Origin of the sequence: Brevibacillus halotolerans (assembly GCF_026891775.1) — a bacterium.
Classification (GTDB): domain Bacteria; phylum Bacillota; class Bacilli; order Brevibacillales; family Brevibacillaceae; genus Brevibacillus_B; species Brevibacillus_B halotolerans.
Map to the genome: position 1 here is coordinate 150,765 of NZ_JAPTNK010000011.1, position 13,938 is coordinate 164,702.

Here is a 13,938-nt window from a genome sequence, read left to right on the forward strand (position 1 = left end):
ATCAATGTCTGTGGATGCTAAAGAATTAGCGCTTTGAAAATATGACCACAATGTTTTTCTGGTTCTTTCCGGTAGGCACAAGATATGTTTGCTTTAATGTGTTGTTACTCTGAATGGTAAAGGTATAGTTCATTTGAGAGACATGCTTTTTCAACGCAGGGGCTTGTTCCTTTTGCTCTAGGCAAGCTTGTTCATTGAGGTCAGCATTGTCATGTTTTGTTTCGATTTGTTTTTCCGATAGCATTTTTTCTATTTCTTCTTTGTGAATGTTACTTACCATACTCCCAAGCAATTGTTGATAAAGGGCGGGATGATGTATGGTGAGGAGGGGATGAGTTGCTTCATTTGCGATCTTTTCGGGGGTTTGTAATTTCTTCTGGGAAATGCCCCCGTACATATAACAGGCTAAGCTGTTCATTTCATGAGGTTGTTTCCATTCGTTGTACAGCTCGGATGCCATTTTTTCCATGAAAGCAAGAAAGAGAGTGGCTTGTTTGGCAGCAAGACCGATAAGTATTTTTCGGGGATAAAGATAGGTTCGATCTCGCCCAGGACTTTTATCCACATTTTTTACCTTAAGCTGTCCAGATGGGAGCAGGTAGAGATTTTTCTTATCCGGATCACCTTGTTCAGAACTAATTTTTTTAAAGATGAAAAGTAGCTGTATTAGCTTCAGCAATAATTCTGTTGTTAAGATCTTCGTTTGTAGATATTCACGCAAATCCATTCCAGTTATTTGTTTCATTACAATGTTATTGTTGTCGCGCTCGGAGCTGTCTGAAAGTAAGGTTGAATGTTGTTCAAGTGGCAAGTCGTAATATTTACCTTCACAATCCTTTAGCTTTCCAGACATGTTGGCGCAAATACTATTCATTAATTCGAATACAGCCCCTTGTTTCCCTGTTTCGATTGGTTGTATTGGGGGCGGATTTACTACTTCCACATCTTGATTTTCTTTTGGGATTACCCAAATGAGAGCTAAGCATTTAAGAAAATTGGTATACTCCAAAAGGTCCCCTCCTTACTGCTACATGACAGTATAGTTGATACCTTTATTAGATGCACCAACTCCCATAGTCGTTCATAAAATAGTCGCTTGTACGTTTGATAATAGCCCTTAAGATTCTATAACGAAGAACTATACATCTATATCTATGTGTGATAGGCTAACAATAAAGTATTTGGCATTTTTTATAACACGACGTTACCAGGAGGTTCAGGTTTTCCATGAAACTTGCAAATCGAGTCACAGTTCTTTCTCCATCTTCTACTTTGGCTATTACGGCGAAAGCAAACGAAATGAAGCGGCAAGGGATTGACGTTGTTAGCTTTGGAGCGGGGGAGCCTGACTTTAATACCCCGGAACATATCATTGAAGCAGCTGAAAAAGCGATGCGCGAAGGAAAAACCAAGTATACTGCAACAGCCGGTATTCCTGAATTGTTACAAGCCATCAGCAACAAGTATCAGCAGGAATATAATTTGACTTACACCACCAAGCAAGTCATCGTGACCAATGGGGGAAAACATGCCTTATTCAACTTGTTCATGGCGTTGTTAAACCCTGGTGATGAAGTGATTGTCCCGATTCCTTATTGGGTGAGCTATCCAGAGATGGTCAAGGTAGCAGAGGGCGTTCCTGTTTTTGTTGAAGGAAAGGAATCCAACAATTTCAAGGTGACAGCCGAGCAAGTAAAACAGGCTATCACCCCTCGGACACGTGCACTCATTATAAATTCTCCAAGTAATCCTACTGGCAGCATTTATACGCGTAAGGAATTGGAAGAAATTGTTGATGTTTGCTTGTCACATAATGTATTAATGGTATCTGATGAAATTTATGAAAAGCTGATCTATGATGGTCATGAAGCCGTTACAGTAGCCTCATTTGGCAAAGAAGCCTATGAAAACACAGTGATTATTAACGGAATGTCGAAACCATATTCCATGACAGGCTGGCGGATGGGCTACGCTTTAGGGAATGAGAATTTGATTCGTGCCATGGTTGATTTGTCGAGTCATAGTACTTCTAACCCAACTTCTTTTGCTCAATATGGAGCACTGGCGGCATTGACAGGACCTCAAACTTCCTTGGAAATGATGCGTGGCGAGTTTGTGAAGCGTCGCGATCGTGTAGTCGATTTATTAAATGAAATCGAGGGTGTGAAATGCCTAAAACCAGAGGGAGCCTTCTATGTTTTCCCGAATGTTGCTAAAGCCATGGAAAAACAGGGCTTTACTAATATAGATGACTGGAGTAAAGCGTTATTAGAACAACAAAAGGTAGCTTTAATCCCGGGTAGTGGCTTTGGATCTCCTGAAAATATTCGCATTTCTTATGCAACATCTATGGAACAATTGGAAAAGGGCATTGCTCGTATTAAGCAATTTGTGGAAGGAAAGTCTCTCTAAGGAGGGGCTTTTTTCCATGCCGAAAAAGAAGCAAGAACAAGCGTTGAAATTAGTAGAGCGAGGATAGTATAATTGTAAGGGTTATCTGGTACAGATAAATGGAGGTCTTATTATGTCATTAATTACAATTGGTCAGGTCGGGCAACATGTCGGGCAAGAAGTCAAGATAGGTTGCTGGCTATACAACAAGAGAAGCAGTGGGAAAATTCAATTTCTCCAACTGCGTGACGGCTCCGGATTTATCCAAGGGGTTGTAGTAAAAGCAGAAGTAAGCGAAGAAGCTTGGAACAATGCGAAAGAACTAACCCAGGAAAGTTCTTTGTACATAACAGGAATGGTACGCGCAGACGATCGTGCTCCAAGCGGTTATGAGCTAACAGTAACAGGAGTAGAAATTATTCAAATTGCTCAAGATTACCCGATTTCTCTAAAAGAGCATGGGGTAGACTTCTTGATGGATAACCGTCATCTATGGTTGCGTTCTCCACGTCAACGTGCCGCGATGGCTGTTCGCTCCGAAATTATTCGTTCCGTGTACGAGTTCTTCCAAATCAATGGATTTTATAAAGTAGATCCGCCGATTTTGACACCTACATCTGCTGAAGGAACAACTAACTTGTTCCATACGAAATATTTTGATGAAGATGCGTATCTCTCCCAAAGTGGTCAGTTGTACATGGAAGCTGCTGCAATGGCTTTAGGACGTGTATTTTCTTTTGGTCCTACATTCCGTGCTGAGAAATCCAAAACACGCCGTCACTTAATTGAGTTCTGGATGATTGAACCGGAAATGGCATTCGTTGATCATGAGGAAAGCCTGCGCATTCAAGAAAATTTTGTGTCGCATGTGGTTCAGTCCGTATTAAAGAACTGCCAACGTGAGTTAAAAGCACTAGATCGCGATACTACGAAGCTGGAAAAGGTGAAAGCGCCATTCCCGCGCATTACGTACGATGATGCGATTAAGCTTCTTCAAGAAAAAGGTAGCGAGATTAAATGGGGCGACGATTTTGGCGCACCAGATGAGACCGCAATTGCTGAGCATTTTGATATGCCTGTTTTCATCACGCATTATCCTGCGGAAATTAAGGCATTTTATATGAAGCCACATCCAGAACGTCCAGAAGTGGTTCTTTGTGCAGACTTGATTGCACCAGAGGGCTATGGAGAGATTATTGGTGGTAGCCAGCGTATTGATGATCCAGAATTACTAGAGGCACGTTTTAATGAGCATAACCTCTCTGAAGAAACCTACAAATGGTATATGGACCTACGTAAATATGGAACAGCACCTCATTCTGGATTCGGCTTGGGCTTAGAAAGAACAGTGGCATGGATCTGTGGATTGGATCATGTACGTGAGACAATTCCATTCCCTCGTCTGTTGTATAGACTATACCCATAATAGATTGTTTATCAATCAATAAACTTTTAATTTGTTAATAGTATGAAAACCTCTTGTTCAAAAATAAGAACAAGAGGTTTTTCCTGTTTCCTATTGATTAAAACTACTTTGTTTAGGGAAGAAAAGGTTAGAAATGTAGAAAAGACGAAAAAACAGTTGAATATGAGAATGAAAATCATTTATAATACTCTTTGGATGATGGTTAATGAAAATCAATCTCATTTGTAATAATTTGTAATATAAACAATTACATAATTGATCCATAACACGAAAATAAAACGATTAATACTAAAGATCGCATCAGTTGCTAATGTCATACGGGGGGAACTATGAAAAAGAGATATTTATTTTTAGCATTAATCATCCTATCCATGTGCTCCTTATTTATTGGAGTTAAAAACATTACTCCACTTGACATTCTAAATTTTAATAATGAGCAGGTTGAAATTTTCTTAATTAGCCGTGTTCCACGATTAGTTAGCATTATTGTGGCTGGGATTAGCCTTAGTATCTGTGGCTTAATCATGCAGCAGATCACCCGTAATAAATTCGTATCTCCTACTACTGCTGGAACGATGGACTGCGCTCGATTAGGAGTGCTGGTATCACTCATGCTATTTACTACGGAGAGTCCGATTGTAAAGATGATTGTCGCATTTATTTTTGCCTTAGGCGGCACCTTTATTTTTATGAAAATCCTTAGAAAAATAAAGTTCAAAGACAATATCTTTATTCCATTGGTAGGTATTATGTTTGGTAATATTATCAGTTCTATAAGCACTTTCTTTGCTTATAAATATGACCTGATACAAAATATATCCTCATGGTTACAAGGAGACTTCTCCATGATCATGAAGGGAAGATATGAGCTTTTGTATATTAGTATCCCGCTTGTCATTATCGCCTTTCTTTATGCGAATAAATTCACGGTCGCAGGAATGGGAGAAGAATTCGCGGTTAATCTAGGACTCAACTATCAGCGTGTGATCAATATCGGATTAATCATCGTTGCTATGATTTCCTCTCTGGTATTGCTCACAGTCGGAATGATTCCATTCCTTGGTTTAATTATTCCTAACATCGTTTCCATTTATCGTGGGGATAATCTACGGAACAGTCTACCGCATACAGCCTTACTCGGAGCCGTATTTGTCCTAGCATGTGATATATTAGGGCGTATCGTAATTTTTCCTTATGAGCTCTCGATTGGACTTATGGTCGGAGTTATCGGCAGTGGAATCTTCCTGTACTTACTCATGAGGAGAAATGCATATGCAACAATGTAGAAGAATGTTGGGCATCCTTGCGATGATCGCACTCGTCTTGATCGGATTATTTATTTTCTACAAGATAAATGCGAATAATTGGGATTATGTTCTTCCCAAACGCAGTAAAAATGTACTTGCTATCTTATTAACTGGGGGAGCGATTGCGTTCTCATCAGTTGTATTTCAAACGATAACGAATAACCGAATCTTAACTCCTAGCGTCATCGGATTAGATTCGCTGTATATGTTTATTCAAACATTGGTCATTTTCTTGTTTGGTTCTATGCACATCACAATCACGAATAACAACGTTAACTTTGTGCTTTCAGTAGGGCTCATGATTGTATTCTCAAGCATTTTATTTAAAACGTTGTTTAGAGGTGAGGGCAGGAATATCTTTTTCTTGCTATTAGTGGGGATTATCTTTGGAACCTTTTTCTCAAGTCTATCCTCGTTTATGCAAATGTTAATTGATCCAAACGAATTTCAGGTCATTCAGGATAAAATGTTTGCCAGCTTTAACAGTGTAAACACAGATATCCTGATACTATCTGTGATTGGAATAGCCTTAGCTTGTGGTTATATTTTTAAACAGTTAAAATTCCTCGATGTCTTGTCTTTGGGAAGAGATCAAGCGATTAATTTAGGAATTAACTACGAGCGAGTTGTGAAAAGATTACTGATCGTAATTGCGGTGCTAGTGTCTATTTCAACCGCATTAGTTGGTCCGATTACCTTTTTAGGATTATTGGTAGCCAATCTGGCACGGGAATTCTTAAAGGTGTATCAGCACAAGTATTTGCTTATTGGTTCTATGCTGATTAGTACCATTGCTTTAGTTGGCGGACAGTTCATCGTGGAGCGGGTTTTTCAATTCTCGACACCGCTCAGTGTCATCATCAATTTTATTGGTGGTATGTACTTCTTATATCTGCTGTTAAAGGAGAATAAAGCATGGTAGAAGTTAAAAACGTCACAAAATTCTATGGAAATAAGCCTGTTGTTGAAAATATATCGGTGAAGATAAAAAAGGGAAGCATCACCTCCTTTATCGGTCCCAACGGTGCTGGAAAAAGTACATTGCTGTCCATGATCAGCCGCTTACTCAAGAAAGATGAAGGCGAGGTTTATATTGAAGGACAGGAAATAAGTAAATGGAACAGCAACGATTTGGCCAAGAAGATTTCGATTCTAAAACAGTCCAACCATATTAATATTCGTTTAACCGTGAAAGAATTGATAAGTTTCGGTCGTTTTCCTTATTCACAGGGTAATTTATCACCGGAAGATTGGAAATATGTCGAAGAAGCGATTGCTTACATGGAACTGGAAGATATGCAGGATAAATATTTAGACCAATTAAGCGGTGGACAAAGACAACGAGCTTACATTGCAATGGTTATCGCGCAAAACACGGATTATATCCTGTTGGATGAGCCACTTAATAACTTGGATATGAAGCACTCGGTGCAAATCATGAAAACCCTGCGACGGTTGGTAGCTGAATTAGGCAAGACGATCATCATTGTTATTCATGATATTAACTTTGCATCCTGTTACTCCGATTATATTGTTGCATTAAAAGACGGTAAAATCGTCAAAGAGGGCTTGACTCAAGAAATCATTAACCCTAGGGTCTTACAGGACTTGTATGAGATGGATTTCAATATCCAAAACATCGAGGGTAATGACATTTGTGTCTATTTCGCTTAACAAAGAATATCGCTGAAAACCAATTTACAAATCATACTGAGAACGAAAACGGATGTAGTTGGATTCATGAAACAAAGAACCGACAAAGGATGGCAAAACTGGCCTGCCGATGTGGGAAACCTTCTTTCCTCCCTTTCTTAACGTACGGAAGAGACCTACGGGTTGATTCCAGGCTGGGTAATACCCAATGACAAGCGTCCTGTCGTCACTCAAGCAAGGGGGATCACGGACCGCGTAGCAATGTAAGGACGTGAATTGACATAGGACACTTGGAGGAAGAGAAAGAAGGTACAAAGCAGGCACAGATAAGTTTTACCTTTGTTTCATTAGCTAAAGGAAGAGCAGATCTTCCTAGCATATGATCTGATCTACATCTTGTTTCAAAAAATTTATAGAGGTGAGAATGTTGAAGAAATTAGCAATGGTATTTGCTACATTTATGTTAGCATTGGTTACGGCGGCTTGCGGGTCAAATAATGCTACAGATAAAACATCTGGTGCTCAACCAGAAGCAGCAAAACAAACAGCTCCTGTAGAAATTACTGTAAAACACGAACTAGGTGAGACAGTAGTTAAGAAAAATCCACAAAAAGTCGTTGTGTTTGACTTTGGTTCCCTTGACACTATGGATGCATTAGGCGTAGAACCAGCTGGTCTGCCACAAAAAAGCCTACCTAGCTATCTAGATAAATACAAAGATGAAAAATATATCAATGTTGGCGGTTTGAAAGAGCCTGACTTTGAAAAAATTCATGAAGCAAAACCTGATTTAATCATCATTGCTGGTCGTCAAGCCGATAAGTATGAAGAATTTAAAAAGATCGCTCCAACAATCTACATGGATGTTGATGATAAGAAATACATGGAATCCTTCACTACTAAAGTAAAAACATTGGCTCAAATTTTTGATAAAGAAGCAAAAGCTGATGAAATGCTAGCTAAAATTGAAAAAGAAATTAAAGACCTAAATGAAAAAACAAAAGCTGACGAGAAAAAAGCTTTAGTTATTCTTGCTAACGATGGCAAAGTAAGTGCTTATGGTTCTACTTCTCGCTTTGGTATTGTTCATGATGTGTTTGGCTTCAAACAAGCAGATGATAAAATCGGCGCATCTACACATGGACAAAGTGTTTCGTTCGAGTACATCTTGGAGAAAAACCCTGATTACATTTTCGTAGTTGACCGTACTGCGGCTATTAAAAAAGGTGAATCTTCTGCGAAACAAGTAATAGAAAATGAAATTGTGAAGAAAACGAATGCAGTTAAAAACAATAAAGTCATTTACCTAGATCCAGGATACTGGTACCTATCTGGTGGCGGATTAGAATCTGTATCTGAAATGGTAAAAGAAACAGCTGCTGTTTATAAATAAAAAATAAAATAGCACTGAAGGAACGTTACAGCTAGTAGAAATCCCCCTTTCTACTAGCTGTTTTCTTTTTTCAGCTTTTTGTATGGCAAAGAAAGATCCTCCAATGGTTTATATGTTTTTTTACTAGGTGAATTTGCCTGTCCTTGTTATAATAGGGGAGAGGTGAAAGCACGACATGGATCGACAAATAAGACAATTGATACAAGAGGGTTCTACGTCCGTTTCTAATTTATTATTAAAAAATTATAAACGTATGTCGTTAGCGGACGAAGAAATGATGTTAATTATCCACCTCTTGTCATTTCAACAAGAAGGGAATCAATTTCCCACCTTATCGCAGCTTGAGGATCGGCTCTCCATGTCTGGATTGCGTTTAATACAATTGTTGCAGAAAATGATGAAGGATCAATGGATCAGCATTGATGAGAATGTTGATGAACAAACAGGTTTTCGTTCGGAAAGCTACAATCTTTCTGTTGTCTATGACCGTTTGTTTGAGTGTTTGAAACAAAGTTATCAAGTACAACGTGAAGCATTTAGTGATTCCAGACAGGAAGTGGCAGTTACGTCTCACATGGATATACCGGGTGGACCTACTGATACGATGCTATTTACACTAGATGAGGAACAGCAGCCAAATAATTTGTACACACAATTTGAACAAACATTTGGGCGACCGCTTTCTCCGATTGAGGTAGAGACATTACAAATTTGGGTGGAAGAGGATAGATATGCAGAAGAGCTAATCATAGCGGCCTTACGAGAGGCACAGTCTGTTGGCAAGCTATTTATCCGCTATATTGACCGTATCTTATTGGAGTGGCAACGCAATCAGGTCTGCTCTGTTGAGGAAGCGAGAGAGTACAGTCAACGATTTCGTCGCCAAGTAGCTGTAAAAGAGGGACGGTAGGTTAGCAATCAGAGATCATCTAGGCTACAGTATAAAAAATAAATAAAGAAAAAACCCCTTTACGCAATCGATAAAAGGCTCTATGTTTTCATGCTCTTTACCGATGCGCAAAGGGGTTTTTGTATTCCTTGGCTTTATAGTAGCCAGCCATTAAGATGCCGAGTGAGAGCATTGCATGATTTGAATGAGAACAACCTAGTAGGTATGCACCTATCAGCCGGTTAAGTACATAGAATATAACATGTAAAGGAGGGAGAACTAATGGATAATCGAAAGCAGCTAGAACTGAATACTGAGGGAGGGCCTTCTGTTTTCTCGGCCATGTTTGATTTGCAAGCCTCAGGGGGCCAAAATGACTGCCGGGTGATCCCTGATGCCGTTTTATTGGAGGGACTATATCCAAAAAGGGCGAAAGAAAAACAAGAATTACTTAATCAATGGAAGGAAATGCAGCAGCGTTTAGATCAGTTGGAGAAGGAGCGAACCGTATGGCAAGAACAAATTAAAGAATATCAGAAGGTAATGGCTACGATGGAATCCAAAATGGCTGCGATGATAAATCGATGGGAGATGTTACAGCACAATAGCGAAAAATGGAAACAACAAGTGGAGAAAGTAGTTCTTCAATGGAACAAGGAACGAGAACAAATTTATCAGATCGTTCTTACCATTAAAAAGGAATGGGAATCAAACAGAGCATGAGAATTGCAATCATAAGTCCTGGCCCTTTTTCTGTTCCACCAGTTCGAGGTAGTTCAGTTGAATTGGATATTGATGAGGTAAGTAAAAGATTAGCACTGTCTCATGATATCGAAATTTACACAAGAACCTGTGAAGATTACCCACGGTCAGAACTAGATGGCAGAATCAAGTATATTCGGTTATCGTATCATGGACAAAAATCTTATATGAAGCAAGTAGCAAGTCGAATAAAAAAAAACAAGCCTGATTTAATTTTGATAGAGAATCGTCCAAGTTTTGTTTCTATAGTGCGCAAGGCTTGTAAAGATATACCTATTGTACTAAATATGCATTCTCATGTATTTGCTTCACGTAAGGTGATTTCGCCTCTCCGTATGAAAAAAGTGAAAAAGCAGGTAGATTGTTTTATTACCAACAGTAACTATCTACGACAATATCTTATCAAGAAGCATGGTATCTCAACACAGAAGATATACGCCGTTCACCTTGGAGTAGATGTTCCCACTTATTCACTGTCTAAGGAGGGGCAGAAGATCATTTCCGAAAAACGAGAATCCCTGGGTTATCAACCGCACCATCGCGTGATGATGTATGCCGGGCGATTAATGCGTGAAAAAGGGGTACATCTCTTAATTCATGCCTTCGAACAGATCGCTAAGCGAGACCAGCATGCACGTCTGCTCATAGTTGGCGGAAAAGGATATGGAAACAATGAGGAAAACAAATACGTACGCTATTTGAAAAAATTGGCTACACCCCTAAAAGAGAAGGTACGCTTTGTTAATTTTATTCCTTCGAAACAGATGCCAGAGTGGTATCATATCTGTGATGTTGTAGCTACCCCATCCGTTTGGAACGAGCCGTTTTGTCGGGTTAATATAGAGGGAATGGCGGCAGGAAAGCCTATTTTAACTACAACAAAAGGAGGAATAGGAGAGGTGGTCGAACACAATGAGACCGGCTATCTCATTCCTCCTAAGGAATGGGTGAAAACCATACCAGACCTCTGGGAACAAATGTGGAATTCTGCCTCTTTCTTTACAACCTTTGGCTCTCGTTCAATATTACGAGCAAGTGAATTTACATGGGAAAAAACAGCTAATGAATATATGGAGGTTTTCTCTAAGGCAATTCAGACACGTGAACAGAAAAAACAGCGCCCACGCCAGAAAACGTAGGCGCTTTTTACATAGGCATCCGCCACTATTTGGGTAATTATGGCCAATCACCCAAACCGTTGTTTTCCCTGTGCATACAGTATAGATATCTCTATGGAACAGGGGTGAATGTCATTTGAAAGGGTTAATTTTATGCGCTGGCCGTGGCACACGACTATATCCACTTTCCTATTCACAGCCCAAGACACTCCTACCTGTAGCTAATCTACCGGTGATCCAGCATTGTTTGCAAAAGTTACTTGATGTCGGTATTAGGGAAATAGGTATCGTGATTAGTCCAAACCAATTGCAAATACCCGCGTATGTTGGGAATGGACAAAAATATGGCGCAGTGATTAGGTATATTGAACAGCAGGAGCCATTGGGTATTGCCCATGCTGTTTCATTAGCTGAATCTTTTATAGCTGAAGATAAGTTTGCTTTGTTTTTAGGGGATAACTTAATGATGGAGTCCTTGCATAGTTTACACGACAGCTTCATTAAGACAGATGCTTACGCTGCCGTTTTACTAAGCGAGGTAGAGAAACCACAGGATTTTGGCATAGCTGAAGTGCAAGGAGAACAAATCCAATCCATTGTTGAAAAGCCACAATTCCCCAAAAGCAATTTAGCTGTAATCGGAGCCTACTTTTTTACCCCTGCTATCTTTCAAGTAATTGCTGGATTACAACCATCTAAGCGGGGCGAATATGAAATTACTGATGCCATTGCCGCACTTTTACAGCAAGGTAAAAAGGTAGTACATTCTACAACCAAGCTACCTTATTCCGATGTAGGGACGATGGAGAGATGGTTGGAGGCTAATCGCTGGATGCTAGACAAATCTATTGGAGATGAGGTGCAAGTAGGAGAGGGAAGTATGATTGATAACTGTGAGATTATAGGGCCAGTGATGATAGGTGAAAACTGCCTATTGTCTAATTGCACAATTGGTCCTTATGTATGTATCCAAAATGGAGCGGAGGTAAGAAATTGCCAAAGAATTGAAAACAGTATTTTATTAGAAGACACCAAATTAGTAAATTTAGATTGTTATATTCATGACAGTATTTTTGGGCGCTCATCTTATTTGGTTGGGGGAGTACCAAATGTTTCACGACAGGATATGGGGATATTTATTATGAGTGATCATTCGACGATAACACTACCTGCGACAAGGAGAATTGGGGTTTCATGACTGACATAGAAGATAATGCAGTTATCCCCATGTTTACTGTCGTAATACCTACCTATAACCGATCGGATATGCTAAAAAAGGCGATAAAAAGTGTCTTGAAGCAGACCTGTGATGATTGGGAAATACTCGTCATGGATGATGCTTCTACGGATAGTACGGAGGAAATTGTCGCTAACACTTTTACTCATTCGAAGATTCGATACTATCGTATGGAAAAGAATTCAGGCATATCGAAGGTCATGAATATGGCATTGGGACTGACTCGTACTCCTTATCTGATTCAATTGGATTCCGATGATTGGTTAGCCAAACGTACTTTGGAGAGGTTTAAACAAGTCATTTTGAAAAATCAACATAGTATAAAAAAGGAAAAATGTGCTCTGTACTATGGAAATATGAATGTGTGGCGTGTTTATAAAGGTAAATATCGTAAGCGAAAAGGCATTAGACATCGGCAAATTAGAGGGAAGTATGATTTTTTACAATATGATGGCTGGATGGTAGCACCGCGTTGTTATCGCGTGAATGCCTTGCAAGAGGTAGGGGGATGGGATACCTCGGACAAATATGGTGGCAGAATTATGGAAGATCGTCGAATGATTTTACGCTTAATTGAAAAGTTTCCCGTTCAGCATATAGATAAAACGTTATATAACAGAACAAAGCATCGAAAACAATTGACAGAGCCAGGGTCGATTCAAAAACGTAATTATTTACGGAGGCAGACGTATGAATATTATTTAAAGAGATGGGGGAATAAATATCGTGCTATTTTTGGCACGAGAGGACGTTTTCTAGTCATTAAACAGCTAGTGAGGCGCAAAAAGAAAAGAGGTCATCGCAAATGAGGAAAAAAGCTGTGGTGACTGGCTGCGCAGGATTTATCGGCTCTCATTTGACAGAGCGATTGCTGGCAGACGATTATGAAGTAATTGGTGTAGATAATATGCTTCTGAACTACCCATTGTCTTATAAGGAACGCAACATCAAGGATAGTTTACAGGATTCCCGATTTCATTTCATCAATCAACCCATTCAGGATGTTGACTGGTCTTATCTGTTAAAGGGTGTGCAGTATATTTTCCACCTGGCTGCCTTACCTGGTGTGCGTGCAAGCTGGGGGGATGCTTTTCAGGAGTATGTTAAACACAATGTGACTGCAACCCAAATCCTATTAGAAGCTAGCCTTACTCATCAATCATTGCGAAAAATTGTGCTTGCCTCCTCCTCTTCTGTTTATGGAACAATGCAAGAAGGAGTAACACAGGAAACAGCTCCGCTTGAACCACTTTCCCCTTATGGTGTAACCAAAGTCTCCATGGAGTACTTGATGCAAGCTTATGTGAAAGCCTATCAATTACCAGTGGTTGCACTCCGCTATTTTACCGTATATGGCCCCAGACAGCGTCCTGACATGGCCTTTCATCGGTTTTTTCGAGCTATGATGCACAAAGAACCCATACAAATTTACGGGGATGGTAGTCAAAGCCGTAACTTTAGCTACGTACACGATGTGGTGGAAGCCAATCTGTTGGCAAGTGAGTTCGGTCAGGCGGGGAAGGTTTATAACATCGGTGGAGAACGAGAAATTAGCTTGTTAGAGGCCGTTTCGCTTATGGCAAAGATCATGCAAGTGGAGCCGGATATTACCTTCACAATAGCAGAAAAAGGTGATTCGAGGCGTACCTGTGCTGATATATCCTTAGCAGCTCAACAGATTGGCTATCGTCCACATACCTCGTTGGAACAGGGGCTCTACCAGCAATTTCAGGATATTAAGAAGCTGTACCAGGGGGGATGA

General features: G+C 39.8%; 13 protein-coding genes. 12 read left to right on the forward strand and 1 reads right to left on the reverse strand.

Features of this window, described 5'->3' with window-relative positions; genetic code table 11:
• Positions 1–25: 25 nt before the first annotated feature.
• Positions 26–1,009: a hypothetical protein gene (locus O0550_RS15260; protein ID WP_258426745.1), complete on the reverse strand. Its 984-nt coding sequence runs from the start codon at positions 1,007–1,009 to the stop codon at positions 26–28.
• Between the two features lie 218 nt (positions 1,010–1,227).
• On the opposite strand from O0550_RS15260, the gene O0550_RS15265 reads away from it, so the two are divergent.
• The 12 genes from O0550_RS15265 (at position 1,228) to O0550_RS15320 (ending at position 13,938) form a co-directional block, all read left to right on the forward strand.
• A complete protein-coding gene (locus O0550_RS15265; protein WP_096887567.1) occupies positions 1,228–2,412 on the forward strand; it encodes a pyridoxal phosphate-dependent aminotransferase in 1,185 nt (394 codons plus the stop codon).
• Between the two features lie 112 nt (positions 2,413–2,524).
• Positions 2,525–3,817: an asparagine--tRNA ligase gene (gene asnS, locus O0550_RS15270; protein WP_003341640.1), complete on the forward strand. Its 1,293-nt coding sequence runs from the start codon at positions 2,525–2,527 to the stop codon at positions 3,815–3,817.
• 329 nt (positions 3,818–4,146) lie between these two features.
• Positions 4,147–5,103 (forward strand): ABC transporter permease, encoded by a 957-nt coding sequence (locus O0550_RS15275; protein ID WP_003338614.1) that lies wholly within the window; start codon positions 4,147–4,149, stop codon positions 5,101–5,103.
• On the forward strand, positions 5,090–6,046 hold the full coding sequence (locus O0550_RS15280; RefSeq protein WP_163244419.1) for an iron chelate uptake ABC transporter family permease subunit: 957 nt from the start codon (positions 5,090–5,092) through the stop codon (positions 6,044–6,046). The genes O0550_RS15275 and O0550_RS15280 overlap by 14 nt, the downstream gene beginning before the upstream one ends.
• Positions 6,040–6,798, forward strand: coding sequence for an iron ABC transporter ATP-binding protein (locus O0550_RS15285; protein WP_003341637.1), 759 nt, complete (start codon positions 6,040–6,042; stop codon positions 6,796–6,798). The genes O0550_RS15280 and O0550_RS15285 overlap by 7 nt, the downstream gene beginning before the upstream one ends.
• A 406-nt stretch (positions 6,799–7,204) precedes the next feature.
• Complete coding sequence (locus O0550_RS15290; protein WP_003341634.1) at positions 7,205–8,170, forward strand: siderophore ABC transporter substrate-binding protein; 966 nt, start codon at positions 7,205–7,207, stop codon at positions 8,168–8,170.
• Between the two features lie 175 nt (positions 8,171–8,345).
• Complete coding sequence (locus O0550_RS15295) at positions 8,346–9,080, forward strand: DnaD domain-containing protein (RefSeq protein ID WP_003341632.1); 735 nt, start codon at positions 8,346–8,348, stop codon at positions 9,078–9,080.
• A gap of 261 nt (positions 9,081–9,341) precedes the next feature.
• On the forward strand, positions 9,342–9,782 hold the full coding sequence (locus tag O0550_RS15300; protein ID WP_003338619.1) for a hypothetical protein: 441 nt from the start codon (positions 9,342–9,344) through the stop codon (positions 9,780–9,782).
• Positions 9,779–10,960 carry a glycosyltransferase family 4 protein gene (locus O0550_RS15305; RefSeq protein WP_258426746.1) on the forward strand — a complete coding sequence of 394 codons (1,182 nt, stop codon included), beginning with the start codon at positions 9,779–9,781 and terminating at the stop codon, positions 10,958–10,960. The genes O0550_RS15300 and O0550_RS15305 overlap by 4 nt, the downstream gene beginning before the upstream one ends.
• A gap of 115 nt (positions 10,961–11,075) precedes the next feature.
• Positions 11,076–12,137, forward strand: coding sequence for a glucose-1-phosphate thymidylyltransferase (locus tag O0550_RS15310; RefSeq protein WP_003341626.1), 1,062 nt, complete (start codon positions 11,076–11,078; stop codon positions 12,135–12,137).
• Positions 12,134–12,985, forward strand: a complete 852-nt coding sequence (locus tag O0550_RS15315; protein WP_101668057.1) for a glycosyltransferase family 2 protein — start codon at positions 12,134–12,136, stop codon at positions 12,983–12,985. Before O0550_RS15310 ends, O0550_RS15315 begins: the two co-directional genes overlap by 4 nt.
• Positions 12,982–13,938, forward strand: a complete 957-nt coding sequence (locus O0550_RS15320) for an NAD-dependent epimerase/dehydratase family protein (RefSeq protein WP_003341621.1) — start codon at positions 12,982–12,984, stop codon at positions 13,936–13,938. The genes O0550_RS15315 and O0550_RS15320 overlap by 4 nt, the downstream gene beginning before the upstream one ends.